General features: G+C 70.1%; 23 protein-coding genes. 16 read left to right on the forward strand and 7 right to left on the reverse strand.

Going from position 1 to position 24,181, the window contains the following annotated elements:
- Positions 1-5: 5 nt before the first annotated feature.
- From R4823_RS26060 to R4823_RS26070, 3 genes are read left to right on the forward strand one after another with little or no spacing between them, the layout of a single operon-like run.
- A complete protein-coding gene (locus tag R4823_RS26060) occupies positions 6-1,019 on the forward strand; it encodes a tripartite tricarboxylate transporter substrate binding protein (RefSeq protein ID WP_254914592.1) in 1,014 nt (337 codons plus the stop codon).
- Positions 1,019-2,257, forward strand: coding sequence for a CoA transferase (locus R4823_RS26065; protein WP_243724482.1), 1,239 nt, complete (start codon positions 1,019-1,021; stop codon positions 2,255-2,257). The genes R4823_RS26060 and R4823_RS26065 overlap by 1 nt, the downstream gene beginning before the upstream one ends.
- Before the next feature lie 25 nt (positions 2,258-2,282).
- Positions 2,283-3,152 (forward strand): CoA ester lyase, encoded by an 870-nt coding sequence (locus R4823_RS26070; protein ID WP_338616640.1) that lies wholly within the window; start codon positions 2,283-2,285, stop codon positions 3,150-3,152.
- 34 nt (positions 3,153-3,186) lie between these two features.
- On the opposite strand, the gene R4823_RS26075 is transcribed toward R4823_RS26070, so the two are convergent.
- Entirely contained in the window at positions 3,187-4,344 is a 1,158-nt protein-coding gene (locus R4823_RS26075; RefSeq protein ID WP_132979553.1) for an SAM-dependent methyltransferase, read from the reverse strand.
- A 124-nt stretch (positions 4,345-4,468) separates the two neighbouring features.
- Here R4823_RS26075 and R4823_RS26080 point away from each other — a divergent pair, with 124 nt between their 5' ends.
- The 8 genes from R4823_RS26080 (at position 4,469) to R4823_RS26115 (ending at position 12,423) form a co-directional block, all read left to right on the forward strand.
- Positions 4,469-6,613 (forward strand): hypothetical protein, encoded by a 2,145-nt coding sequence (locus R4823_RS26080; protein ID WP_132979552.1) that lies wholly within the window; start codon positions 4,469-4,471, stop codon positions 6,611-6,613.
- Positions 6,614-6,713: 100 nt separating this feature from the next.
- Positions 6,714-7,529, forward strand: coding sequence for an SDR family oxidoreductase (locus tag R4823_RS26085; protein ID WP_132979551.1), 816 nt, complete (start codon positions 6,714-6,716; stop codon positions 7,527-7,529).
- A gap of 8 nt (positions 7,530-7,537) precedes the next feature.
- A complete protein-coding gene (gene folB, locus R4823_RS26090; protein ID WP_087838732.1) occupies positions 7,538-7,936 on the forward strand; it encodes a dihydroneopterin aldolase in 399 nt (132 codons plus the stop codon).
- Positions 7,933-8,907, forward strand: coding sequence for a tRNA 2-thiocytidine(32) synthetase TtcA (ttcA, locus tag R4823_RS26095; protein ID WP_087838733.1), 975 nt, complete (start codon positions 7,933-7,935; stop codon positions 8,905-8,907). Before folB ends, ttcA begins: the two co-directional genes overlap by 4 nt.
- The gene (locus tag R4823_RS26100; RefSeq protein ID WP_338616642.1) at positions 8,904-9,659 is read left to right on the forward strand and encodes an ABC transporter ATP-binding protein; all 756 of its coding nucleotides are present in this window, start codon (positions 8,904-8,906) and stop codon (positions 9,657-9,659) included. The genes ttcA and R4823_RS26100 overlap by 4 nt, the downstream gene beginning before the upstream one ends.
- Positions 9,656-10,423, forward strand: coding sequence for an ABC transporter permease (locus tag R4823_RS26105; protein WP_087838735.1), 768 nt, complete (start codon positions 9,656-9,658; stop codon positions 10,421-10,423). The genes R4823_RS26100 and R4823_RS26105 overlap by 4 nt, the downstream gene beginning before the upstream one ends.
- Positions 10,424-10,498: 75 nt before the next feature.
- On the forward strand, positions 10,499-11,491 hold the full coding sequence (locus R4823_RS26110) for an ABC transporter substrate-binding protein (protein ID WP_132979548.1): 993 nt from the start codon (positions 10,499-10,501) through the stop codon (positions 11,489-11,491).
- 29 nt (positions 11,492-11,520) lie between these two features.
- The gene (locus tag R4823_RS26115) at positions 11,521-12,423 is read left to right on the forward strand and encodes a LysR substrate-binding domain-containing protein (protein ID WP_338616645.1); all 903 of its coding nucleotides are present in this window, start codon (positions 11,521-11,523) and stop codon (positions 12,421-12,423) included.
- Here R4823_RS26115 and R4823_RS26120 read toward each other — a convergent pair.
- The 5 genes from R4823_RS26120 to R4823_RS26140 form a co-directional block, all read right to left on the reverse strand.
- Positions 12,420-13,397 (reverse strand): tripartite tricarboxylate transporter substrate binding protein, encoded by a 978-nt coding sequence (locus tag R4823_RS26120; protein WP_338616647.1) that lies wholly within the window; start codon positions 13,395-13,397, stop codon positions 12,420-12,422. The two genes, R4823_RS26115 and R4823_RS26120, sit on opposite strands and share 4 nt — an antisense overlap.
- 14 nt (positions 13,398-13,411) lie before the next feature.
- Positions 13,412-14,002 carry a 2-hydroxychromene-2-carboxylate isomerase gene (locus R4823_RS26125; RefSeq protein WP_338616649.1) on the reverse strand — a complete coding sequence of 197 codons (591 nt, stop codon included), beginning with the start codon at positions 14,000-14,002 and terminating at the stop codon, positions 13,412-13,414.
- The gene (locus R4823_RS26130; RefSeq protein ID WP_338616652.1) at positions 13,999-16,146 is read right to left on the reverse strand and encodes an acetate--CoA ligase family protein; all 2,148 of its coding nucleotides are present in this window, start codon (positions 16,144-16,146) and stop codon (positions 13,999-14,001) included. The genes R4823_RS26125 and R4823_RS26130 overlap by 4 nt, the downstream gene beginning before the upstream one ends.
- On the reverse strand, positions 16,130-17,200 hold the full coding sequence (locus tag R4823_RS26135) for an enoyl-CoA hydratase/isomerase family protein (RefSeq protein ID WP_338616654.1): 1,071 nt from the start codon (positions 17,198-17,200) through the stop codon (positions 16,130-16,132). The genes R4823_RS26130 and R4823_RS26135 overlap by 17 nt, the downstream gene beginning before the upstream one ends.
- Before the next feature lie 107 nt (positions 17,201-17,307).
- Positions 17,308-18,042 carry a DUF3108 domain-containing protein gene (locus tag R4823_RS26140; protein ID WP_338616656.1) on the reverse strand — a complete coding sequence of 245 codons (735 nt, stop codon included), beginning with the start codon at positions 18,040-18,042 and terminating at the stop codon, positions 17,308-17,310.
- 167 nt (positions 18,043-18,209) lie between these two features.
- On the opposite strand from R4823_RS26140, the gene R4823_RS26145 reads away from it, so the two are divergent.
- The 4 genes from R4823_RS26145 to R4823_RS26160 all read left to right on the forward strand — a co-directional run bounded on the left by R4823_RS26145 (position 18,210) and on the right by R4823_RS26160 (position 21,854).
- Positions 18,210-19,199 carry a fumarylacetoacetate hydrolase family protein gene (locus R4823_RS26145; RefSeq protein WP_087837994.1) on the forward strand — a complete coding sequence of 330 codons (990 nt, stop codon included), beginning with the start codon at positions 18,210-18,212 and terminating at the stop codon, positions 19,197-19,199.
- A gap of 25 nt (positions 19,200-19,224) precedes the next feature.
- Positions 19,225-19,932, forward strand: coding sequence for a PhaM family polyhydroxyalkanoate granule multifunctional regulatory protein (locus R4823_RS26150; RefSeq protein ID WP_087837995.1), 708 nt, complete (start codon positions 19,225-19,227; stop codon positions 19,930-19,932).
- Between the two features lie 79 nt (positions 19,933-20,011).
- Complete coding sequence (locus R4823_RS26155; protein ID WP_087837996.1) at positions 20,012-21,199, forward strand: FIST N-terminal domain-containing protein; 1,188 nt, start codon at positions 20,012-20,014, stop codon at positions 21,197-21,199.
- A 25-nt stretch (positions 21,200-21,224) separates the two neighbouring features.
- Positions 21,225-21,854 (forward strand): glutathione peroxidase, encoded by a 630-nt coding sequence (locus R4823_RS26160; protein WP_087837997.1) that lies wholly within the window; start codon positions 21,225-21,227, stop codon positions 21,852-21,854.
- A 13-nt stretch (positions 21,855-21,867) separates the two neighbouring features.
- Here R4823_RS26160 and R4823_RS26165 read toward each other — a convergent pair whose 3' ends face one another.
- On the reverse strand, positions 21,868-22,734 hold the full coding sequence (locus tag R4823_RS26165; protein WP_132979544.1) for a DUF6279 family lipoprotein: 867 nt from the start codon (positions 22,732-22,734) through the stop codon (positions 21,868-21,870).
- 67 nt (positions 22,735-22,801) lie between these two features.
- On the opposite strand from R4823_RS26165, the gene glmU reads away from it, so the two are divergent.
- A complete protein-coding gene (gene glmU, locus R4823_RS26170) occupies positions 22,802-24,181 on the forward strand; it encodes a bifunctional UDP-N-acetylglucosamine diphosphorylase/glucosamine-1-phosphate N-acetyltransferase GlmU (protein ID WP_087837999.1) in 1,380 nt (459 codons plus the stop codon).

The raw sequence follows: 24,181 nt of genomic DNA on the forward strand, positions 1-24,181 counted from the left end.
CACCCGTGAAGATCGTCCCGCCCGCCCCTGTCTCGCTCCTTTGCCGTCCCGGCCGCCGCGCCGCCTGCCTGGCCGTGGCACTGGCCTGCTGCGCCGGGCCGGCGCAGGTCCTGGCCCAGGAAGCCTTCCCGTCCCGCCCGATCACGCTGATCGTGCCCAACCCGCCCGGCGGCTCCAATGACGTGTTCGCCCGTGCGATCGGCAAGCGCCTGGGCGATGCGCTGGGCCAGCCGGTGGTGGTGGACAACAAGGCCGGCGCGGGCGGCAGCGTGGGGGCGGGGTTGGCGGCGCGCGCGCAGCCGGACGGCTACACGCTGCTGTTCGTGTCGTCCACCTATACGACCAATGCGGCCATCCAGACCAGCCTGCCGTTCGATGCGGTGCACGCGTTCGCGCCGGTCGCCATGGTGGCCAAGGGGCCGATGATCCTGACGGTGAACAACGAACTGCCGGTCAAGACGCCGCAGGACCTGCTCGCGTTGGCGAAAAACCAGCCCGGCAAGCTGAACTACGCCAGCTCGGGCGTGGGCAGCATCAATCACTTCGCCACCCACCAGTACGCCCAGGTGGCGGGCGTGCAGATGACGCACGTTCCCTACAAGGGCATGGCGCCGGCCATCAACGACCTGATCGGCGGGCATATCCAGGTGCTGATCGCCAGCGGACCGTCCATCCTGCCCACCGTGAAGGCGGGCAAGGTACGCGCGCTGGGCGTGACCAGCGCCACGCCTTCGGCGGTCGCGCCCGGGCTTGCGCCGCTGGCCGCCAACGGCGCGCCGGGCTACGAATCGGGCCTGTGGTGGGGCATCCTGGCTCCCGCCGGCACGCCGGCCTCCGTCGTGGCTCGCCTGAACACCGAGATCAATCGTATCCTGGGCCTGGACGAGATCAAGGACCTGCTGCTGCGCGAAGGCGCCGAGCCCGACCCCAAGACGCCGGACGCATTCGGCGCCCAGTTGCGGGGCGACATCGAGCAATGGCGGCGCGTCGCCCGGCAGGCGAACATCAAGGCGGAGTGATGGCATCGTTGAAACAACGCGGTTACGAGCCCGACGCCGGCGGCCCGCTGTCGGACGTGCGCATCCTGGACCTGTCGCGGCTGGTGGCGGGCAATACGCTCACCCAGGTGCTGGCGGACTTCGGCGCCGACGTGGTCAAGGTGGAAAGCCCGGACGGCGACACGCTGCGCGCCTGGCGCACCCAGGACGTGGACACCAACTGGAAGCTGTACGCGCGCAACAAGAAAAGCCTGGGCCTGGACCTGCGCCAGCCGGCGGCGCGCGAGCTGCTGCTGGAGCTGGCGGAAAAGGCCGCGGTGCTGGTCGAGAGCTTCAAGCCCGGCGTGCTGGAAGCCATGGGCCTCGCACCCGACGTGCTGCTGGCGCGCAATCCGCGCCTGGTCGTGGTGCGCATCTCGGGCTGGGGCCAGACCGGCCCCTATCGCGGCCGCCCCGGCTTCGGCACCCTGGTCGAGGGCATCTCGGGCTTCGCCGCCATGAACGGTTTCGCCGACCGCGAGCCGGTGCTGCCGCCCATGTACCTGGCCGACACGGTGGCCGGGCTGTACGGCGTGGCGGGGCTGCTGATCGCGCTGCGCGAGGTCGAGGTCAACGGCGGGCAAGGGCAGGTGATCGACCTGCCCCTGCTCGACCCGCTGTTCGCGGTGCTGGGCCCGCAGGCCGCCAATTACCGCCTGACCGGACGCATCAAGCCGCGCACCGGCAGCCGGTCCACCAATTCCGGTCCGCGCAACGCCTATCGCTGCAAGGACGGCCTGTACGTGGGCCTGTCGGCCTCGACCCAGAAGATGGCCGAACGCCTGTTCGTCTCCATCGGCCGGCCCGACCTGGTCGAGGATCCCCGCTACCGTACCAACGCCGACCGCGTGCGCCACGCCGAGGAACTCGACGCCATCATCGGCGCCTTCATCGCACGGCGCACGCAAGCCGAGAACGTCCGCTTCTTCGAAGAGGCGCAGGTCACCATCGGCCCCATCTACGACATCTCGCAGATCGTGGACGATCCGCACTTCGTCGACCGCGAGATCCTGGCCGACTATCCCGATCCCGATATGGGCGCCTTCCCCATGCATCACGTGGTGCCGCGCATGAGCGGCACGCCCGGCGCGATCCGCACACCGGCTCCGGCCATCGGCCAGCACAACCGCGAGGTGCTGGCCGCGCTGGGCGTGGACGACGGGCGCTACCAGGCACTGGTGCGGGACGGCGCCGTGCACCAGGAAAACGAGGACCGTTGACGGTCCCGCCTTCAAGAGACCCGCCATGCGCAGCAAACTCTTCGTTCCCGGCTCCCGCCCCGAACTTTTCGCCAAGGCCCTGGCCGGCGACGCCGATGCGCTGTCCTTCGACCTGGAGGACTCGGTGCAGCCCGATCGCAAGCACGAGGCGCGCGCGGCCGTCGCTGCCTTTCTCGCGTCGTCGGCCGCCGGCACCGGCAAGCGCATGGTCGTGCGCATCAATGCCTGGAATACGCCGCATTTCGGCGCCGACCTGGACGCGGTGGCGCTGCCGGCGCTGGACCTGGTCAACCTGCCCAAGGCCGAATCCCCCCGAGCCATCCAGGCCACGGCGCAGCGGCTGGACGAGATCGAGCGCGCGCGGGGCATTGCCCGGCCGATCGGCATCCTGGTCAACATCGAGACGCCCGAGGCCCTGGCTCGGGCCGCGGAACTCGCCGGCTCCCATCCGCGCGTGGCGGGCCTGCAGGTCGGGCTGGGCGACCTGTTCGAAGACCTGGGCGTCGACCGGCGCGACAGCGCCGCCGTGCACCACGTCCTGCTGGCCATACGGCTGGCCGCCGGCCGGGCCGGCGTCTGGGCCTGCGACGGCGCCTATGCCGACATCGCCGACCGCGCGGGCTACCTGGCCGAGGCGCACATGGCCCGGCGGCTGGGCTACGTGGGCAAGAGCTGCATCCACCCCAGCCAGGTGGCGATGGCCAACGAGGCGTTCCGGCCCACGGACGAGGAAATCCGGCACGCGGCACGGGTACTGCAGGCCGAGCAGGACGCCGCGCGCGCCGGCCTGGGCGCCTTCACGGTGGACGGCCGCATGGTGGACGCGCCCTTCATCCGCCGCGCGCGCGCCATCATGGACACGGCACGCCGCCTGGGCCTGGCGACCGCCTCCTAGGGCCTGTTCACGCTAAAAGGCGCCCGCACGGGCTCTAGAGCGTATGGCTGCGGTCGCCCCGGCCGAAGCCCGACAGCGGCCGGTCCAGGCCGCGGCCCACGGCCAGCACCTTGAACAGCTCGCCCATCTCGGCCGGCGACAGCAGTTTCTGCACCGGCGCCACCGCCTGCGCATAGGCGGCCGCGTCCGCCGGATCCAAGCGCGACAGCAGCTCCATCAACCCGGCGTTCATCAGGAAGCCGGCCTGCGAGGCATAGCCCAGCACCTCCAGCCCGCCCTCGGCCGCCGCCTCGGCCATGGCGGTGAAATCGACGTGGGCGGTGATGTCCTGCACGCCCACGGCGACGAGCGGATCGGCGTGCGCCACGTGCCGCAGGTGGCACATCAGCGTGCCCTCCATGCGCTGCGGGTGGTAGTACTCGGCGCGCGAGAAGCCATAGTCGATCAGCAGCGCCGCGCCCGCCCGCAGCCACGCCCCCATGCCGCGCACGAAGGCCTCGCCCCGCGGGTTGATCTCGGACACGTAGCCCGGCAGCGGCGGCATTCTCGATGAAACGGCCTCGGCCAGGTCGGCCGGCGCGGCGCGGTCCCGCCAGACGAAGCGCGCGTTCTCGTCCAGGGCCACGCCGCGCTCCGCCAGGCCGCCTTCGGTCCAGCGGAACAGCCGCACGGGCATGGCGTCGAGCACCTCGTTGGCCACCACGCAGCCGGTAAAGGCGGCTGGCAGCACATCGAGCCATGCCACACGGTCGCCGTAGGCGGCCAGCCGGGCGCGCTGGCGATCGCGCAGGTCGGCCGAGACCTCCACGATGCGGTAGCGCGCCGCCACGCCCAGTTCGTCCAGCGCCGCCAGCATCCCCGCCGCCAAGGCGCCGGTGCCGGCGCCGAACTCCAATACCTCGATGCCGCCGCAGGCCTCGAGCACCTCGGCCACCTGGCGCGCCAAGGTCTGCGCAAACAGCGGCGTCAGCTCGGGCGCGGTCACGAAATCCCCGGACGGATGCCGTCCCCCTTCGGCCAGCTTGGCGCTGCCGGCGGCGTAGTAGCCCAGGCCGGGCGCATAAAGGGCCTGCTCCATCCATCGATCGAACGGCAGCCAGCCTCCGGCGCCGCGTATCTGCGCGGCAAGATGGTCGGCAACCAGGCGGGAATGGGCGCTGGACGCGGGGTCGAGATCGGGAAGCTTGCTCATGCCGCCATTTTCCCATGACTGCGCGCCGCAACCGGCGGACTGCCTTGCGAATACCCACTTGTAGGGATCCCGCCCCTGCGGCGGCGCTGATAGGCTGATCCGTCCCTCGTACGAACCAGATCCCATGGATAGACGTCATTTCCTGAACACCGCCGCCGCGAGCGGCATGCTGGCTTGGCTGTCCGGCTGCGGCGGCAGCGGCGCCATCGTGGCCGACCAGATCGAGTACCGCTACGGCCTCGACATGCTGCCCCAATCCCCGGCGATCGACCCCGACCTGCTGGCCGCGCCCACGCCGGGCCAGAGTTTCTCGGTATCGGTCATGATCGGCGATGCCCCGCAAGCCGGCGTGCAGGTACAGGTCTACGACGTCCGCGACATCCTGGTGGACAGCGGTACCACCGATGCCGCGGGCACATTCGTGTCCACCGCGGAAGGCCGCAATTTCCTGGTGGCCGTGGCCGACACCGCCCAGGGGCGGCTGTACGGGTTCGAATACAACTTCGGGACGAAGATCCAGCCCGTGATCGACGTCAACCTCCTGCCGACCGTCCTGGCCAGGCTTTACGAGCGCACCCGCCTGTCTCCGGCCGGCATCGATTTCGTGATGAAGAAGTTCTTCGGCGTCGACGCCTGGATCCTGCTGTCGGACCTCGGCCCGACGGGCAGCGCGCTGGACCAGGCCAGGCTCGCGCACCGCGCCCAGGCTTCGGGCCTGGGGCTGCAAGGCTACCTCGACGCGCTCGTCGACGGCATGGCCCAAGGCATCGCCGACGGCTTCGCCACGAACTACGACACGCTGTCCGGCTACGGCGCCCGGCGTTCCGCGCGATCGGCGGCCGGGGCGCCGGACGAATGCGGCGGCACGCCACGGTACGACGACCTCATCGACGAAAACATCCCCGACGAGTTGAAGGAGCTGGTCAACCGCCACTGGACCAAGGCCGCCAAGTGGGCCCTCGGCTTCGCCGTCAAGAAAGGCGCGAGCGCCATCGGCGTGCCCATCATCGGCACCGTGGGCGACCTGATCCTGGAGCAGCTTTTCCCCTCCTCCGACCCCGTCAAGGAAACCCTGGCGGAAATCAAGGCGCAGTTGCGCGACCTGTCCGCCAACATCCAGCAGATCCTGCAACGGCTGGACAAGGCAGAGTTCAATCGCAGCTTCGACGAAGTGCGCAGCGTATTCAACGCCTTCGACGCGATCTCCATCTCGATAAACCGCACCTCCGGCAACTACGAGCGCGGCGCGATTTCGCTGGAAGACTACTCGGCCGACATGCTCAGGCACTGCAACGACCTGGTGGCCCGGGACGCGCAACTGGTCGAAGCCTACAACCGCTTTGTCGGCCTGCGTTCATTCCTCGATGCCGGCGTGCTCACCCGCTGGATGGAGTACATGGGCAAGGGCCGCTATTACTCCGCCCTGGTGCAGAAGCAATACACCGACCTGCTCGATTACTTCCAGCAGTGGAACACCCTGTGCTACGCCTACCTGATCAATGCCCATGAGTCGATCGAGAAGCTCACCGGCAAGAAGGTCAACGCCGCGACCGTGCTGCGGCTGAACCAGTTGCTGGAAGCCTCCGCCATCAACCTGGAAAAGCTGCGCCCTCGGTACCTGGGCAGCCGCCGCCAGCTCATCGATCTGCGTCACGGCCTCACCTGGGTTGGCCGCTGCACGGCCACCGACCAGGTGGATGCCATGATGCCCGCGGCGCAGAGCCAGGCATTCCGGCTGCCCGGCCATCTCGACCTGCCCAGGGAGATGCGCAACACCTACGTCGATCCGTGCTCGCCCGACGACATGCCGCCCGGATGGTCGGCGGCCATCGGCGAAGACCTGATCGCCCGGTTCTCCTGGCGGCTGCCCAGCGCGGCCGAGCTCAACAGCTCGTTCGCCACCGTCATCCGCGAGCGCTACGGCAAGGCATTCAACTTCCAGACTTTCGCCGACGAGTTCAATCTATCCGACAGCACCGGCTTCTGCCGCGTGTCCCAGCCCGCCGTACCCATCGACGCCGTCGTGCTGCGAGACCCCATCGAGGGCGCGGGCCGCCGGCCCGTCGATGGCGGCAGGGGCTTTCAGCTGAGCCTGTACGACCTGGGCAAGCTGGCCTCTTACAAGCGGACGGCCTATGCGCAACCGGACAGCGGCCGGTTGCTGGGCGGCGAATACTATTTCTTCCCCGTGGCCGACATACCCCAGGAAACCCTGGCCAAATACCTGCCCTGGTCCGTCTATCAGGCGGCCGAGGACCTGAACCTGTAAACCACCCGCCTGCTCCCCCGGCCCTGGCCGGGCGGAGAGCGCGGCCAGGCGGCTCCTTGCTAAAATCCCCGTTTTGCCGCCTTTCCGGACCCGACTCGCCATGCGCGAAGCGCGCCCTTCCTCTTCCCGCCCCGTCGTCCTGGTCACCGGCGCCGCCCGCCGCATCGGCCGCGAAATCGCGCTGGCCTTCGCCCGCGCGGGCTGGGACGTGGCCGTGCACTATGCAACCTCGCGCGACGCCGCGCTGGAAACCTGCGATGCCCTGCGCGCCCTGGGCGTCCGCGCCGAGGCCCATGCCTGCGACCTGGCCGACCCGGCCGCCGCCGAAACGCTGGTCCCCGCCGTCCGGACAGGATTCGGACGCGTGGACGCGCTGGTCAACAATGCCTCCACCTTCGAATACGACGACGTCGCCTCGTTCGACACCCGGCTGCTCCAGACCCACCTGCTTCCCAACCTGGTGGCGCCCGTGATCCTGGCGCGCGCGCTGGCCGCCGACGTGGCGCGGCGCGGGCCGGATGCCCGCGGGGCGGTGATCAACCTGCTGGACCAGAAGCTCTGGAACTACAACCCGGACTTCTTCTCGTACACGCTGAGCAAGGCCGCCCTGGAAGCCGCCACGACCATGCTGGCCCAGGCGCTGGCGCCGGCGGTGCGGGTGGTGGGCGTGGCGCCGGGGCTGACCATGATCAGCCACCTACAGACGCCCCAGCAGTTCGCGCAGACCCATGCGATGTCGCCGCTGGGCCATGCCAGCCACCCCGAGGACATTGCCCAGGCGGTCCTGTTCGCGGCGCAGAACCGCTCGATCACCGGCACGACGCTGCTGGTGGACGGCGGACAGCACCTGGTCGGCTTCGACCGCGACTTCAGCATGATGAACCCGCCGGCGGGCAACGCCGCCGGCCAGACTTGAGTGGAACCATGGGCACACGCCGCATTTTCTTCAACCGCCTGGCCATCGATGCCCAGATCGGCATACTGGACCACGAACGCGGCGCCACCCAGCCCCTGCACGTGGACGCCGAGATCGACCTCGAGGGCGTGGACATGCCGGCCCATGACGGCATCCAGGAAGTACTGGACTATCGCCGGCTGCGCGAGTGCATCATCGACGAGTGCACGCGCACCCACGTCAACCTGATCGAAACCCTGTGCGACCGGCTGGCCGCGCGGCTGCTGGCCCAGTTCCCCGAGATCCGCGACGTGCGACTGCGCGTCGCCAAGCCCCAGGCCTTCGCCGACTGCGCGGCCGTCGGCATCGAGGTGTCGGCCACCCGGGCCCCCGGGGACGGCGCGCAGCGCCATGGAGCGCCGACATGAACGCCATCGTATCGCCCCTTCCGGATACCGCCGACGCGGGCCGCGCGCGGCTCAAGCAGGAACGCGAGCGCAACAAGCTGGAAAAACGGCTGATGCGCGAGGCCGGCCGCGCCATCGGCGACTTCAACATGATCGAGGCGGGCGACCGCGTGATGGTGTGCCTGTCGGGCGGCAAGGACTCCTACGGCATGCTCGACATCCTGCTCAAGCTGCGCGAGCGGGCACCCATCGACTTCGACATCGTCGCCGTCAACCTCGACCAGAAACAGCCCGGCTTCCCGGACGACGTGCTGCCGCGCTACCTGACCGAACTGGGCGTGCCCTTCCACATCGAGACCCAGGACACCTATTCCATCGTCACCCGCATCATTCCCGAGGGCAAGACGATGTGCTCGCTCTGTTCGCGGCTGCGGCGCGGCATCCTGTACCGCGTCGCCGACGAACTGAAGGCGACCAAGATCGCGCTGGGCCATCACCGCGACGACATACTGGCCACGTTCTTCATGAACATGTTCTACGGCGGACAGTTGAAGAGCATGCCGCCCAAGCTGGTGTCGGACGACGGCCGCCACACGGTGATCCGGCCGCTGGCCTACATCAAGGAAGACGACCTGGTCGCCTACGCGCAATGGAAGGCCTTCCCCATCATCCCGTGCAACCTGTGCGGCTCGCAGGAAAACCTCAAGCGCAAGGAAGCCGGCCGCCTGATCGACGAATGGGAACGGGCCTTCCCCGGGCGGATCGAGAACATCTTCAACGCCCTGTCGCGCGTGACGCCCTCGCACCTGCTCGACCGCGGCCTGTTCGACTTCGCCAACCTCCGGCCGACCGGCGTGCCCGACCCGGAAGGCGACACGGCCTTCGACCACGTCGATCCGCAACCCTCGTCCGCCAGCGCGTGCGGCGACGAGACCGGCGAACCCCTGGCCGAACGCACCGTGCGCTTCTTCCGCGACGGCGCCACGCATTGAACGCCACGCCGGTCCTGGAGGCCCGAGGCGTCGCCCGCCGCTTTCCCAACGGCGTGGACGCCCTGTCGCCGATCGACCTGACCGTGCGCGCGGGCGAGTTCGTGACCTTGCTGGGCCCGTCCGGCTGCGGCAAGACGACCCTGCTGCGCATCTTCGCCGGACTGGATATGCCCACCGCCGGCACCCTGCGGCGGCACGGCGACGTCGACGACCTGTCCTACGTGTTCCAGGATGCCACGCTGATGCCCTGGGCCTCGGTGGCCGCCAACGTGCGGCTGCCGCTGGACCTGGAACGCGGCCCGCGCCGTCTGCCCATGCAAGCGCGGCGCGGCCGGGTGCGCGAGGCGCTGGAACGGGTGGGGCTGGCCGATTTCGACACCGCGCGCCCCAGCGAGCTGTCCGGCGGCATGCGCATGCGCGTGTCCATCGCCCGCGCGCTGGCGACCGAGCCCAGCCTGCTGCTGATGGACGAACCCTTCGGCGCGCTGGACGACATCACCCGCCAGCACCTGGACGATGAACTGCTGGGCCTGGCCGCGCGTCAGAAGCTGACCGTGGTGTTCGTGACCCACAGCATCTTCGAGGCCGTCTACCTGTCGAGCCGCGTCATCGTCCTGTCGCGCCGGCCCGGCCGCATCGTGGCCGACATTCCCATCGAGGCCCCCACCCGCGACGCCGCCTTCCGCGTCTCGCCCGCCTTCGCCATGCAGGCCGCGCGCCTGCAGGCCGCGCTGCTGGAGGGACAGCAATGAACACCTGGCTGCGCCTGGGCGCCCCCGTCGTGGTCGCGCTGATCGTGATCGCGCTGTGGCAGGCCCTGGTGCGCGCGTTCGACGTCCCCGTCTACCTGGTGCCCGCACCGATGGACGTGGCCCAGGCCCTGGTGCGGGACTGGGACCTGCTGTCCGGCTCGCTCTGGGTCACCCTGGAGATCACCGGCCTCGCGCTGCTGGCCGCCACCGTGCTGGGCGTGCTGCTGGCCTTCCTGTTCGTGCAGAGCCGCGTCATCGAAGCCAGCCTCTTCCCCTATGCGGTGCTGCTCCAGGTCACGCCCATCGTGGCGGTCGCGCCGCTCATCATCATCTGGGTCAAGCACACCCTGGTGGCGCTGACCCTGTGCGCCACCATCGTCGCGATCTTCCCCATCATCAGCAACACGGTGCTGGGACTGCGCAGCATCGACCCCGGCCTGCTCGACTTCTTCCGCCTGAAGCGGGCCAGCCGCTGGCAGATCCTGTGGCGGCTGCGCCTGCCCTCGGCCCTGCCGGCCTTCTTCGGCGGCCTGCGCATCGCCTGCGGCCTGGCCCTGATCGGCGCCGTCGTGGCCGAATTCGTCGCCGGCACCGGCGGCTCGCAAACCGGCCTGGCCTACCAGATCCTGCAGGCCGGCTACCAGATCAACATCCCCCGCCTGTTCGCCGCGCTGCTGCTCATCACCGTGGCCGGCGTGGTGCTGTTCGCGGCGATGACGCTGTTGTCGCGCGTCGTGCTGCGGGGCTGGCACGAGATGCGGTAGCGGCCCCATCTGGCGACCCTCGCCCGTCCCCGGTACCATGCAACACCACCGCATTCCTTTACCCGGAGCCCGCCCATGCGTCCCTCCCACGCCCTAATCCCCTCCCTGCTGGCCACCCTGGTCCTGGCCTTACAGGCCCACGCCCAGGCCCCCGCGCCCGCCGACAAGCTCGTCTTCGGCTCGAACTGGTACGCCCAGGCCGAACACGGCGGCTTCTACCAGGCCCTGGCCGAAGGCACGTACAAGAAGCACGGGCTGAACGTCACCATCAAGATGGGCGGCCCGCAGATCAACGTGCTGCAACTGCTGCTGGCCGGCCAGTACGACGTCGCCATGGGCGACGACCTGCAGACCTACAAGGCCGTGGAACAAGGCCTGCCGCTGGTCACGGTGGCCACCACCTTCCAGCAGTCGCCCACCGTCCTGGTTTCCCACCCCGGCCCCAAGACCCTGGGCGACTTGAAGGGCAAGACCCTGTACATCGGCCAGGCCAGCGAAACCACCTACTGGCCCTGGCTCAAGACCAAGTACGGCTTCACCGACGCCCAGAAGAAGCCCTATACCTTCTCGGTCCAGCCCTTCCTGGTGGACAAGAACTCCGCCGTGCAGGGCTACCTGGCGTCCGAGCCCTACACCATCGAGACCCAGGGGGGCTTCAAGCCCACCGTGTTCCTGCTGGGCACCTACGGCTACCCCCCGTATGCACAGACCATCGTGGCCACCAAGTCGGGGCTGGATGCGAAGAAGGACGCGATCCGCCGCTTCGTCGAGGCCAGCGCCGAGGGCTGGAAGAGCTACCTGAAGAATCCCGCCCCCGGCAACGCGCTGATCCTGAAGGACAACCCGCAGATGACGAAGGCGCTGCTGGACTACGGCGTCAAGGCGCTGCGCGACGCGCGGCTGGTCGACGGCGGGGACGCCAGGACGCAGGGCCTGCTGACCATGACCGACGCGCGCTGGAAGAAGACCTATGAATTCATGGTGCGCGAGAAGCTCTTGAGTCCCAAGGTCGATTACCGGTCGGCGTTCACGACCGACATCGTCGACCAGGTCCATGTGCTGCCCTGAGCCGCGCGGCGTTCCGGCGCGGACCGGCCATGCATAACGACGAGCTCGACTGCTTCTACCAGGTCGCCCTGTGCGGCGGCATACGCAAGGCTTCCGAGCGGCTGGACCTCGCGCCCTCGGTCGTGAGCCGGCAGATCGGCCGCCTGGAATCGGAACTGCAGATCAAGCTGTTCGACCGCAACAGCCGCAACATGACCCTGACGCCGGCGGGCCAGGTCTACCTGAACTACGTCGAGAGCCTGCGCCAGAACCGCAAGCTGGTGCTGGAGGAACTGGACGCGCTCAAGGGACTGCGCACGGGGCATGTGAAGCTGCGCACGATAGAGGGCCATGCCGCCGAACTGGCGGCGTCCACGATCGCGACCTTCCGCCGGCAGTACCCCGGCATCACCTTCGAGCTTGCCATGGATGGCAGCGACCAGATCATGGCGGCCATCGAGGCGGGACGGGCCGACATCGGCATCGCCCTGTCGCCGCGCGCGGCCAGCGCGGTCGAATGTGCCGTCCGCCTGCCTGCGCCGCTGTGCGCGGTGGTCTGGCCCGGCCATCCCCTGGCCGGACGGGCCTCGGTATCGATGGCCGAGCTGCTGGCCTATCCGCTGGCGCTGCCGCCGCCGGACACCGGCATCCGGCACCTGCTGGACGCGGTGGCCCGCGTCGACAAGCTGGAGCTGGCGCCGGCCCTGGTCACCAGTTCGATCGCGGCGATGCAGGCCTTCGTGCGCGACCAGGGCGGCGTGGCGATCCTGCTGGGCCTGTCCCTGAGCCGGCAGGGGCCCGGCGCCGAGGTGGTCGGCGTACCCTTGTCCGACCCGCTGCTGGGCCGCACCGCGCTCGAGATCTGCGTGCTGGGCAGGCGCCGGCTGACGCCGGCGGTCAACGCCTACCTGCGCCACCTGCGCGCCCACGTCGAGGGCGGGAACAGGCCCTAATCCAGCGTCACGCCGGCGCGCTTGATGAAGCCGCTCCACTTCTCGGTGTCCTTGCGGACGAACTCGGCCAGCTCCTGCGGCGAGCTGGTCGCCAGTTCCGCGCCCTGCTCGGACAGGCGGCGCATGACTTCCGGCGACTGCAGGCTGGCCACCACGGTATCGTGCAGGACCTTAACCACCGGCTGGGGAATGCCGACCGGCCCCATCACCGCGTACCACAGCGAAGCATCGAAGCCCTGCAGGCCCGCCTCGGCCAGCGTAGGCAGCTCGGGCAGCACCGCCGAGCGCTTGGGCGTGGTCACCCCGATGGCGCGCAGCGCGCCGCTGCGGATGTGGGGCAGCATGGTGGGCAGGCTCTCGAAGGCCATCTGCACGCGGCCGGCCAGCAGGTCCACCACCGCCGGCGCCGTGCCCTTGTACGGCACGTGCGCGGTCTGCACGCCGGCCAGCTGGTTGAACATCACGCCCGACAGGTGCTGGATGGAACCCGCGCCCACCGACGAGAAGTTCAGCTTGTTCGGGTTGGCCTTGGCGTAGGCGATGAGTTCCTTCAGGTTGTGCGCCGGCACCGAGGGATGGATGACGAGCACGTTGGCCACGGTCGCCACCAGCGTGATGGGCGTGAAGTCCTTGACCGGATCGTAGGTCAGCTTGCTGTAGATGGCCGGGGCCGTCGCATGCGTGGCGGCGCTGGCCAGCGTCAGGGTGTAGCCGTCGGGCGCTGCCCGCGCGACCTGGGCGGTGCCGATGGTGCCGGTGGCGCCGGGCCGGTTCTCCACGACCACGGGCTGTCCCAGGCGGCTGGCCAGTTGCTCGGCCAGCGCGCGCGACAGGATGTCGTTGCCGCCGCCCGCGGTCCACGGCGATATCCACTGGATGGGCTTGGCCGGGTAGGCCTGGGCGCTGGCGCCTTGCCAGCCGAGCAGGCCGGCCGCCAGCAGGATGAAAGCGGATAGTTTCCTTGCAGGATTCATGATGGGTTCCTTAGTCAAACAAGCGCCCGCCGCACGAAATCCAGGCGATCCTGTCCGAAGAACAGTTCACCGTCGATGACGAAGCTCGGTACGCCGAATATCCCGTTGGCCAGCGCCTCGCGGGTATGGTCCTCGAACAGGCCGCGGCAGGACGGCCCGCCCCCCTCGGCCACCAGCGCGCGGCCGGGATAGCCGGCCTCGTCGGCGATCCGGACCAGCGTCTCCGGGTCGGAGATGTCCAGGTCGCGTACCCACACCCCGGCCAGGATGGCCTGCGCCAGCGGCCAGACGGGCAGCCCCGCGCGCTCGGCGGCCAGGACGGAACACGCCGCCAGCGACTCGTCCACGGGATGATGCCGCGGCTGGTCGTTGATCGGCATGCCCAGGTGCCGCGCCCAGCGCGTGCGCTCGACGCCGCGGTAGGCCCGGCGCGAGGGATGCAGGCCCGCCAGCGGCGCGCCGCCGGTTTCCCGGAACACGCGCAAGAGGTCGATGGGGCGATAGACGATGCGGGTGCCCGTCTCGGCGGCCAGTTCGTGCAGCCTCGGCCCGGCCAGGTAGACCCAGGGCGACAGCAGCGAGAAATAGAAGGTCAGGGTCTTCACGCGTGGCCTCCATCTTCCGGTTCGCGGGTCAGCAGCACGGCGTCGAGCGCCGCGGCGCCGCGGCCGGCCTCGAACACCCGGAAAGGATTGATGTCGATGGACGCGATGCTGTCGGCGTGCCGGTGCGCGAATACCGACAGGCGCACGATGGCGCGGACCAGCGCGTCCAGGTCGGCGCGGGGCCGGCCGCGCGCGCCGTCCAGCAGCGGAAAGGCCTTGAGCTCGCGCACCATCCGCATCGCGCCCTCCGCGTCGACCGGCGCGATGCGCAGCGATACGTCGTCCAGCAATTCGGCGTAGATGCCTCCCATCCCGACCATCACCACCGGGCCGAACACGGGATCGCGCTGCACGCCCAGGATCATTTCCACGCCGTCGGGCGCCATGGGCGCGAGCAGCATGCCGTCGATGCGCGCCCGCGGCGCGGCCTGTGCGACGCGTTCGCGCATGGCGGCCCAGGCCTCGCGCAGCCCCGCCTCGTCGGCGATATCCAGCGCCACGCCTCCCGCCTCGCTCTTGTGCACGATGTCGGGCGACAGCACCTTGAGCGCCACGGGATAGCCCAGCTCCCACGCGGCCGCGCAGGCCGCGTCCGGATCGGCCACCGTCCGCTCGGGCAGCACGGGAATCCCCACCCTGGCCAGGACTTCCTTGGCCGCATGCTCGTTGGCCGCCTCCAGCGCGGGGAAATGCGGCACGCGCGGCAGGCTGGCCAGGTCGGCCGGCCCGGGGCTGGGACGCGACAGCGCGCGCAGCGCGGACAGCGCCCGGATCGCGCGGGACGCATCCTCGATCATCAGGTACCCGTGCTCGGCCAGTTCGTCCTGCAGCGCCTGCGGCGCCAGCATGGACAACACCAGGGCCGGCTCGGGGAACTCGCGGCGCAGGTCCGCGAAGATCTCGGCCAGCGGCTGCTGCAGCGGCGGCGAATACGGCATCGCGGTCAGGAAGAACACCACCGCCTCGTAGCGCCCCTCGCGCAGCATCGTGCGCAGGAAGCGCCGGAACAGCGCCATGTCGCTCCAGATCTGCGCCGTGCCATCCACCGGATTGCGCACGGCGGCCAGCGGCAGCATGGCGCGCAGTTCATCCTGCGCCGGCTGCGGCAGCGGCGCCATGTCCAGCTTCTCGTGCTCGGCAACGTCGGCCATCAGCACGCCCACGCCCCCCGACACCGTGAACACCCCCACCCGGCCTTCGGTGATGCGCTTGCCGCTGCCCGCGGCGTAGGCAGCATCGAAGAAGGACTCGATGGAATCGGCGCGATGCACGCCGTACTGGCGGAACAGGCTGTCGAAGACGCGATCGTTGCCGGCCAGCGCGCCCGTGTGCGACTGCGCCGCCGCCCGGCCCACGTCCGAGCTGCCCGCCTTGACCATGACCACGCGCTTGCCGCGCTCGCGCGCCAGCGCCAGCGCGTGCACCAGCCGGTCGGGGCTGCGGCAGCCTTCCATGTAGCCCATGATGACGTCGGTCTCGTCGTCGCGCGCGAAGTGGGCCAGGCAGTCGGCCATCTCGACGTCGCACTCGTTGCCGGTGGTCACCCACGCGCCCAGCGGCAGCCCGCGGCGGCGGGCCATCACCAGCGCCTGGCCGCCGAACGCGCCGCTCTGGCTGACCAGCGCGGTGCGGCCCAGGCGCGGCAGTCCCAGGTCCACCATGAAGGCGAAGCTGGCGATCATGCCGATGCGGAAGTTCATCACACCCATGCAGTTCGGGCCGATGATGCGCATGCCGCTCTCGCGCGCCAGCGCCGACAGCCGGGCCTGCATGGCGGCGCCTTCGGGACCGACTTCCGCGAAGCCGGCGCTGAACACCGTCATCGCCTTCACCCCGCGGTCGGCGCAGGCCTGCGCGGCCTCCAGCACCGCCGAGGCCGGCAGCGCCACGACGGCATGGTCCACGCCCCACGGCAGTTCGGCCACGCTGCGCAGGGCCGGCAGCCCCTGCACCTCGCCGCCCCTCGGATTCACCGGCAACAGGGTCCCGCCATAGCCGTGCGCCTTCAGGAACTTGATGGGACGCCCGCCTATCTTCAGCGGATCGGCCGAGGCTCCCAGCACGGCGATCGAGGCGGGGGAGAACAACGGGTCCAGGGAGCCGGCCGCGTGCTCGCGGACGGGGGATTCAATGCGGTCCAGCATGGTGCAGGGGTCCTCCGGACAGGGCGGGAAAGCCACAGTCCTTGACGGCGATGACATCGATGAATTCGGCGCGGGGCGCCAGGCCCTCGGCCAGGCAGGCGCGCGCGGCCTGTGTCCAGGCGGCATAGGGCGGCACGGGCTCGCCCGCGGCGCGCAGCCTGCGGGCGATGCGGGCGCGCGTGGCGGCATCGGGCGCATCGGCGGCCTTGGCCAGCGCGCGCTCGGCGAAGAACAGGTGCAGCAGAGCCCGGGCCTGCGGGCCCGCGGCCAGTTGCGCGAAACGCTCGCGCTCGGCCTCGCAGCCCCGCTCGAAGGGCAAGGCCGCGGCGGCCAGGATCAGGTTGACGGCCTGCGGGCCGGCCTCGCGGCCGGGAAAAGCCTGCTCGGCCACGTCCAGGTAGCGCGCGCGCAGCGCGTCGGCCTGCGCGCCGTCAGGAACGGCCAGCTCGGCGGTGCGCCGCCACGGCAGGCGGCCCGACGCGATGTCGCTCGCGCGGCGCACGGCGGCGGCCACCGGATCGTCGGCCACCTCGTCCAGCAGCCCCTGGGCCAGCGCGGCCGCGGCGTCCACGCCCCGGGCCCGCGTCACCATGTCCAGAGCGGCTTCCAGGCCCACCAGGCGCGGCAGGCGCTGAGTCCCGCCGGCGCCCGGCACCAGGCCCAGGTTCAGCTCGGGCAGCATCAGCAGCGCGTCGTCGGCGCCGACTCGCGCATGGCAGGCCAGCGACAGCAGCGTGCCGCCGCCTATGCACTTGCCGCGCACCGCGGCCACGACGGGCTTGGGGAAAGTCTCGATACGCCGCGCCAGGTCGGCCATGCGGACCGTGTCGGGCGCATCGGGCCGGCCGACCTCGCGCAGGTCGCCGCCGCCCGAGAACATACGGCCCGTGCCGGCCACGACCACGCCGCGCAGGGCCCGGTCATGCTCGATGCCGGCCAGCGCCTCGGCCAGGGCGGCACGCACGTCCGCTCCGATGGCGTTGACCGGAGGATGATCGATCCACAGGATGGCGATGCCGTCCCGCAGCACGGAAGAAACGAAGGAAGAAGACACGGAACCACCCGGGAAATACCAGGCGCCCATTCTCGCGGGCGCTACCGGGGTGGACAATCACCGTGGGCGGAACAATGCGTTGCTGCGCGAGCAACGCAGCCCGGGGGCTAGGACCGCTCGATCTTCTGCACCACCTGGTCCAGGAAGTCACCGTCGGCTTCGTTCGACAGCACCCGCACCGGCAGCCAGTCATGCGCGGGCGACAGCCAGACCTCGATCTTCTGGCCATCGTCGTGGTCGCGCTCGCGCTTCAGGTGCACCGCCTCGATGCTGCCCATGGGCGTGGACAGCTTGTCGCGGCCCACCACCCGGAAGCGCCAGTTGTCCGACTGGCTCGAACCGGCGACGCGAAAGGGCACGACCTTGCCGTCGGCGAAGGCGCCGCTGTCGGCGCGGCCGAGCGAGGCCAGTTGCAGCAGCACCGACATGCGGTCCTGCGTGCCGGGCTTGAGCGGTTCCTCGTTGCCGCTGGGCAGGCGCAGGCGGCCCGCGGCGGCGTCGAACTCGGCCGTCTTGACGCGCTTGTTGCGCGTCTCCTGGTAGCGCACGGGCTGCAGGCCGTCGTCGCCGACCTTGCCGGTGCTTTCCCAGACGAAGCTGAAGAACAGGAAGCTGCCGCGGTTCACCAGCCGGTAGTCGCTGCCGTTGCGCTGCCATTCCAGCGTGCTGTCGACGTTGATCTTGAAGCCCTTGGCGGAGGCGTTCAGCTTGTAGGTCAAGACGGCCGAGGCGGGCGGCGAATAGCGTTCGGCCGCATGCAGCGCGGGCGCGGCGGCGGCCAACGCCAGGGCCGCGCAGGCGCGGGTGAAATGTCGGCGAGAGGGACGAAAGACGAAAGGCATGGCGAGTCCGGGCCGCGTTCGCGCGGCCCTCGATACGGTGATGCCTCTATCGTACTGGACCCGCGCGGCCAGGCTGTTAGCGACTGCTACCGGGCTGCCGCGGCCCCTGTCCGCCTCGTGTTACTGTTCGGCATCTTGTCCCCCCATCGCATTCCTTCCAGGCAGCCATGAAACTCGCTTCCTATCGCGACGGCTCGCGCGACGGCCAATTGATCGTCGTTTCCCGCGACCTGCGCACCGCCCATTTCGCCACCGAGATCGCGCCCACGCTGCAACGCGCGCTGGACGACTGGAATTTCATCGCGCCGCAGCTGCAGGACCTGTACGACGCCTTGAACGCCGGACGCGCCGTGCGGCCGTTCGAATTCTCGGCCGAGCAATGCGCGGCCCCCCTGCCACGGGCCTTCCAGTGGGCCGACGGCTCGGCCTACGTCAATCACGTCGAGCTGGTGCGCAAGGCGCGCAACGCCGAGATGCCCGAGACGTTCTGGACGGACCCGCTGATGTACCAGGGCGGCAGCGACGATTTCCTGGGCCCCACCGACGACATCGTCTGCGGCGCGGAAGCCTTCGGCATCGACTTCGAAGGCGAGGTGGCGGTCATCACCGGCGACGTCGCCATGGGCGCCACGCCCGCCGAGGCGGCGGACGCCATCCGGCTCATCATGCTGGCCAACGACGTCTCGCTGCGCAACCTGATTCCCAACGAACTGGCCAAGGGCTTCGGCTTCTTCCAGAGCAAGCCGGCCACCGCCTTCTCGCCCGTGGCCATCACGCCCGACGAGCTGGGCGCCGCCTGGCGCGACGGCATGGTGCACCTGCCGCTCACGGTGACCTGGAACGGCAAGGTCGTCGGCCGGCCGCATGCGGGCACCGACATGGTGTTCAGCTTCCCGCGCCTGATCTCGCACATCTGCAAGACGCGCAACTGCCGCGCGGGCAGCATCGTGGGCTCGGGCACCATTTCGAACAAGGATGCGTCGGTCGGCTACGCCTGCATCGCCGAGAAGCGGTGCCTGGAAGTCATCGCCGACGGTTCGGCCACCACCGAGTTCATGAAATTCGGCGACACTATACGCATCGAGATGTTCGACGAAACGGGCGCCAGCCTGTTCGGCGCCATCGACCAGGTCGTCGCCGCGCCCGAGCAGCAGTAGCGCCTTTCCCAGCGAGGAAACCGACATGGCCTCCCATACCGCCGGTTCCGGCAACCCTTTCGGCATCCCGGGCCTGCAGCTTCCCGGCAGCGACGGCAACATCGCCAACCCGGTGCTGCAAAGCATGGAAATGCTGCGCCAGGTCTGGGGCAGCCTGGGCGCCTTGCCGCAGACGGCGCCGATCTCGCCCGCTATGGGCCTGGACGACCTGGACCGCCGCATCAACGACCTGCGCGCCGTCGAAAACTGGCTGAACCTGAACCTGACCATGCTGCGCGGAACCATACAGGGCCTGGAAGTGCAGCGCGCCACCATCTCCACCCTGCGCTCGTTCGCGCAGACCGCCAGCGAGGCATACGGCGGGGGCGACGCCGACGCGCCGCCTTCGCCGCTGGAAGTCGCGCTGGGACTGCGGCCCGCGCCGGCCAAACCCGCCGCGAAGCCCGCCGGCCAGGACAAGCCCGACGCGGCCCCGAAGGCCGGGGACCAGGCACAGCAGGCCTCGGCCAAGTCCGCCGAGGCGCCCGCCGCGAATCCGTCCGCCGCGAACCCCTGGTGGAACATGCTGCAGGACCAGTTCAATCGCATGGCGACCGCCGCGGCCGCGTCCATGCCTACGCCTCCCGCTGCCGGAACCAAGGCGGACAAGGGACAGGCCGCCGCCGCGGCCAAACCCGCGGCCAAGCGCACCGGCACGGCGTCCCGGGCCCGCAAGCCCAAGGCCCGGCCATGACCGGGACCGCCCGGCCGAACGCGACAGGCACCCGCCCCGCCACGGGCAGGGCGCCGCGCGGCAACCGCGGGGCGGCGCCATGAGTTCGCAGTTCCCCTGGGCCCACGCCACGCACCCCGACTGGCGCATGTCGGCGTCGCTGTGCCTGGCGCAGATCGAACGGGCCAGCCGGGTCGGCGCGGGCGCCGGCGCGACGCTCGGCTTCCTGTACCTGACCGACCACCACGCCGCCGAGGCCGCCGACATCCTGGCCTTCCTGCGCGAACGCACCGGCGTGACGCACTGGATCGGCGCGATAGGGGTGGGCATCGCGGCCGGCACCGCCGAATACATCGACGAACCCGCCATCGCGCTGATGCTGGCGGATTTCGCTCCCGACGACTTCCAGGTCTTCTCGGGCGCCACCCCGCCGCCCGAGCGGCTGGCGCGCACGCCCGACGGCCGCCGCGCCGCCTGGACCGCGCTGGTCCATGCCGACGCCGCCACGCCCGACCTGGCCGACCTGGTCCATGACATGCGCGGCAAGCTGGCCGGGGCGACCGTCTTCGGCGGTGTCTCCAGCAGCCGCCACCCGCAAACCACCATCGCTGACAGCGTGCTGTCCGGCGGCCTGTCGGGCGTGGTGCTGTCCGAGAATGTCGCCGTCGCCAGCCGGGTCAGCCAGAGCTGCCAGCCCATCGGACCGGTCCATCGCGTTACCGAGTCAGCGGGCCGCCGGCTCAACCGCCTGGACGGCGTGCCCGCGCTGGACGTGCTGCTGCGGGACATGGGCGCGCCGGACATGTTGCAGCGGCGCGCCACGCCGGCCGGCGCCCCGACCATGCCGGCGGCGGTGCAGATGCTGCAAGGCACCTTCGTCGGCATGGGCAGCGGCGACGCCTTCATGCACGGCGATTACCAGGTGCGGCCGCTGATCGGCGTCGATCCGCACGAGCGCGCGCTGGCCCTGGGTTCCGACCTGGACGAGGCCGACCATGTCGTGTTCTGCCGCCGGGACCGGGCGGCCGCGCAGGCCGACCTGATCCGGGCATGCACCTCGCTGCGCGAACAGATCGAGTCCGAGCACGGCGGCATGGAGCGCGTGCGCGGCGCGCTGTACATCTCCTGCCTGGGCCGCACCGGCACCCTGTTCGGCGGCCCGTCGGCCGAGATGCAACTGGTCCAGCAGCAACTGGGCGACCTGCCGCTGATCGGCCTGTATGCCAACGGCGAGATCTTCAAAGACCGGCTATATTGGTATGCGGGCGTACTGGCCGTCTTCCTCTGACGGCGCACCCGCCGGGAGCCGCATCATGAAGCCATCCCACCCCCATCACGCGGCCGCCGCGCCGCATCCGCTGCGCCGTGCCGCCATCGTGCTGGCCACCGCGCTGCTGGCGGCAGCGGCCCTGGCCGCCATGCCCCGCGCCGCCCGGGCCGACACCCCTGCCGCAGCCGCCGGCGCCTGCCCCGCCCTGCTGGACGTGACCTTCCCCAGGCTGCAGGACGAATCGCCGCAGAACCTGTGCCAGTACCGCGGCAAGGTGCTCCTGGTGGTCAACACCGCGAGCTATTGCGGCTATACCTACCAGTACGAAGGACTGGAGCGCGTCTACGCCAAGTACCGCGACCGCGGGCTGGTGGTGCTGGCCTTCCCGTCCAACGACTTCGCCCAGGAGACCGGCTCCAAGGAACAGATCGCCGACCTGTGCTTCAACACCTACGGCGTCAAGTTCCCGATCTTCTCGAAGTCGGTGGTATCGGGCAAGGATGCCAACCCGCTGTTCGCCACGCTGGCCAAGGCGACCGGCCAGCAGCCCAAGTGGAACTTCCACAAATACCTCGTGGGCCGCGACGGCAAGCCCGTGGCCGCCTTCCCCAGCGCGGTCGAGCCCACTGACGCGCGCATGACCCGCGAGATCGAGAAACTGCTGGCGGGCTGACCGCGCCAGACCGCTACGACGCCGCGCCCTGCGCGGCCAGCGCCAGGCAATCCTCCGCCAGCCGGCGCAGCCGCTCGCGCGCCTTGTCGCGCTGGGCCGGCGTGGCCATGTTGAAGAGATCGGCCGTCAACTGCGCGCGCGCCCGTTCACCGTCTTCATGGCGTGCCCGCACCGGCGCCGCGGCCGGCGTCTCCAGGTCCGAGAAGAATGCCCGCAGACGCGAGGCCGTCTGCGGCGGCGACTTGCTGCGGACCGCCTCGTCCACGATACCGACGAATATCCGTTGCCGGTCCTGCCGCAGCGACAGGCGCCAGGCCGCGTCCGCGCCGCGCGCGTCCACCCATTGCTCGAGATGGGCGCGCTGTTCGGGGGACAGCCGCCCCAGCCAGAATTGATAGCGGTCCACCATCTGGTCGATGCGGCGCTTGCGCACGGCGTCCGCATCGGCATCCACATAGTCTTCGCGGAACTCGTCGTTGTTCTCGGCCAGCCGCGCCAGCAGGCGGCGGCGCTGCGCGGGACCGAACTGGACCAGTACCTCGGCGAACTCGTCGGCCACCCGGCCGCCCAGCACCTGCAGGCGGCCCGTCACCTGTTGTTGCAAAGCCAGCAGTTCGGACGCGCTGAGCGGCGCCGGGTCTACCAGCCTGCGTTCGGCCGAGCGCAGAATATCGGCGTAGCGCGGCAATTCCTCGCGCCGGTGCCAGGCCAGCACCCGGTGCAGGCGGTCGCGGGCCGGCTGGCGCAGGCCATCCGACAGGTCGAACCAGTCGTCCATGCGCCAGGCCAAAACCTTGTCCGCGCTGTTGTAGCCCAGCTTCACGCCGCTGCAGGCGGCCACCAGGCCCAGGATGACAACGATCAATACACTTCTGATCATATGTTCGTCTCGAAGCTGCCTTAAACTGCCACGCTTTCACCCATCTCCAACCGGAGTAGTGCTGCAAATGCTCAACATCGTGATCCTGGCCGCCGGCATGGGCAAGCGCATGAAGTCCGACCTGCCCAAGGTGCTCCACGGGCTGGCGGGCCGTCCCATGCTGACCCACGTGCTCGGCGCCGCCCGGGCGCTGGACCCCTCCCGCATCGTCCTGGTGGTCGGCCATGGCGCCGACACGGTCAAGCGCCATTACGAGCAGGACACGGACCTCGGATTCGTTTTACAACAACCCCAGCTGGGCACGGGGCACGCCGTGCAACAAGCGGTACCCGAACTGGCCGGCAGCGACGGCCCCGGCGACGTCACCCTGGTCCTGTACGGCGACGTGCCGCTGGTGAACAGCGACACCCTGAAACGGCTGCTGGACGCCCAGGCCTCGAAGCCCGGCGCCGTGGCCGTGCTGACGGTGGAACTGGACGACGCCACCGGCTATGGCCGCATCGTGCGCAACGGCGCCGGCTCCATCGACCGGGTGGTCGAACACAAGGACGCCTCGCCCGAGGAACGCGCCATACGCGAAGTCAACACCGGCATCCTGGCCGCGCCCACCGCCGCGCTCAAGCGCTGGCTGGCCGCGCTCAAGAACGACAACGCCCAGGGCGAATACTACCTGACCGACATCATCGCGATGGCGGTGGCCGACGGCGTGCCCGTGCTGTCCGCCGCCCCCGACCACGACTGGGAAACACTGGGCGTGAACAGCCGCGTGCAGCAGGCCGAGCTGGAACGCATCTACCAGCGCGCCCAGGCCGAGCGCCAGCTGGAAGCAGGCGTCACGCTGGCCGACCCGGCCCGCTTCGACGTGCGCGGCAACCTCCGCTGCGGCCGCGACGTCTTCATCGACGTGGGCTGCGTCTTCGAGGGCAACGTCGAACTGGCCGATGGCGTGTCGGTCGGCCCGAATTGCGTGCTGCGCGACGTGCGCGTCGGCGCGGGCACCCGCGTGGCGGCCTTCAGCCACCTGGACGGCGCCACCGTGGGCGCCGACGCCCGCATCGGCCCCTACGCGCGGCTACGCCCCGGCACACAGCTGGGCGACCAGACGCACGTGGGCAACTTCGTCGAGATCAAGAACAGCAGCTTCGACACCGGTTCCAAGGCCAACCACCTCAGCTACGTCGGCGACGCGACCGTGGGCGCGCGGGTGAACATCGGCGCCGGCACCATCACCTGCAACTACGACGGCGTCAACAAGTCGCGCACCGTGATCGAGGACGACGTCTTCATCGGCTCGGATACCCAACTGGTCGCGCCCGTCACGGTGGGCCGTGGCGCCACGCTGGGCGCCGGCACCACGCTGACCAAGGATGCGCCCGCTGACAGGCTCACGCTCTCGCGGGCGCCGCAGGCGACGGTGGAAGGCTGGAAGCGGCCGGTCAAAAAATAA

It is taken from the genome of Pigmentiphaga sp. CHJ604 (assembly GCF_036972535.1).
Lineage (GTDB): Bacteria > Pseudomonadota > Gammaproteobacteria > Burkholderiales > Burkholderiaceae_B > Pigmentiphaga > Pigmentiphaga daeguensis.

Excerpts from the sequence above, each read along its gene's own strand:
- R4823_RS26065 (WP_243724482.1), top strand. The coding sequence starts at position 1,019 with ATGGCATCGTTGAAACAACGCGGTTACGAGCCCGACGCCGGCGGCCCG.
- R4823_RS26070 (WP_338616640.1), top strand. The coding sequence starts at position 2,283 with ATGCGCAGCAAACTCTTCGTTCCCGGCTCCCGCCCCGAACTTTTCGCC.
- R4823_RS26075 (WP_132979553.1), bottom strand. The coding sequence starts at position 4,344 with ATGAGCAAGCTTCCCGATCTCGACCCCGCGTCCAGCGCCCATTCCCGC.
- R4823_RS26080 (WP_132979552.1), top strand. The coding sequence starts at position 4,469 with ATGGATAGACGTCATTTCCTGAACACCGCCGCCGCGAGCGGCATGCTG.
- R4823_RS26085 (WP_132979551.1), top strand. The coding sequence starts at position 6,714 with ATGCGCGAAGCGCGCCCTTCCTCTTCCCGCCCCGTCGTCCTGGTCACC.
- folB (WP_087838732.1), top strand. The coding sequence starts at position 7,538 with ATGGGCACACGCCGCATTTTCTTCAACCGCCTGGCCATCGATGCCCAG.
- ttcA (WP_087838733.1), top strand. The coding sequence starts at position 7,933 with ATGAACGCCATCGTATCGCCCCTTCCGGATACCGCCGACGCGGGCCGC.
- R4823_RS26105 (WP_087838735.1), top strand. The coding sequence starts at position 9,656 with ATGAACACCTGGCTGCGCCTGGGCGCCCCCGTCGTGGTCGCGCTGATC.
- R4823_RS26110 (WP_132979548.1), top strand. The coding sequence starts at position 10,499 with ATGCGTCCCTCCCACGCCCTAATCCCCTCCCTGCTGGCCACCCTGGTC.
- R4823_RS26115 (WP_338616645.1), top strand. The coding sequence starts at position 11,521 with ATGCATAACGACGAGCTCGACTGCTTCTACCAGGTCGCCCTGTGCGGC.
- R4823_RS26120 (WP_338616647.1), bottom strand. The coding sequence starts at position 13,397 with ATGAATCCTGCAAGGAAACTATCCGCTTTCATCCTGCTGGCGGCCGGC.
- R4823_RS26130 (WP_338616652.1), bottom strand. The coding sequence starts at position 16,146 with ATGCTGGACCGCATTGAATCCCCCGTCCGCGAGCACGCGGCCGGCTCC.
- R4823_RS26140 (WP_338616656.1), bottom strand. The coding sequence starts at position 18,042 with ATGCCTTTCGTCTTTCGTCCCTCTCGCCGACATTTCACCCGCGCCTGC.
- R4823_RS26145 (WP_087837994.1), top strand. The coding sequence starts at position 18,210 with ATGAAACTCGCTTCCTATCGCGACGGCTCGCGCGACGGCCAATTGATC.
- R4823_RS26150 (WP_087837995.1), top strand. The coding sequence starts at position 19,225 with ATGGCCTCCCATACCGCCGGTTCCGGCAACCCTTTCGGCATCCCGGGC.
- R4823_RS26155 (WP_087837996.1), top strand. The coding sequence starts at position 20,012 with ATGAGTTCGCAGTTCCCCTGGGCCCACGCCACGCACCCCGACTGGCGC.
- R4823_RS26160 (WP_087837997.1), top strand. The coding sequence starts at position 21,225 with ATGAAGCCATCCCACCCCCATCACGCGGCCGCCGCGCCGCATCCGCTG.
- R4823_RS26165 (WP_132979544.1), bottom strand. The coding sequence starts at position 22,734 with ATGATCAGAAGTGTATTGATCGTTGTCATCCTGGGCCTGGTGGCCGCC.
- glmU (WP_087837999.1), top strand. The coding sequence starts at position 22,802 with ATGCTCAACATCGTGATCCTGGCCGCCGGCATGGGCAAGCGCATGAAG.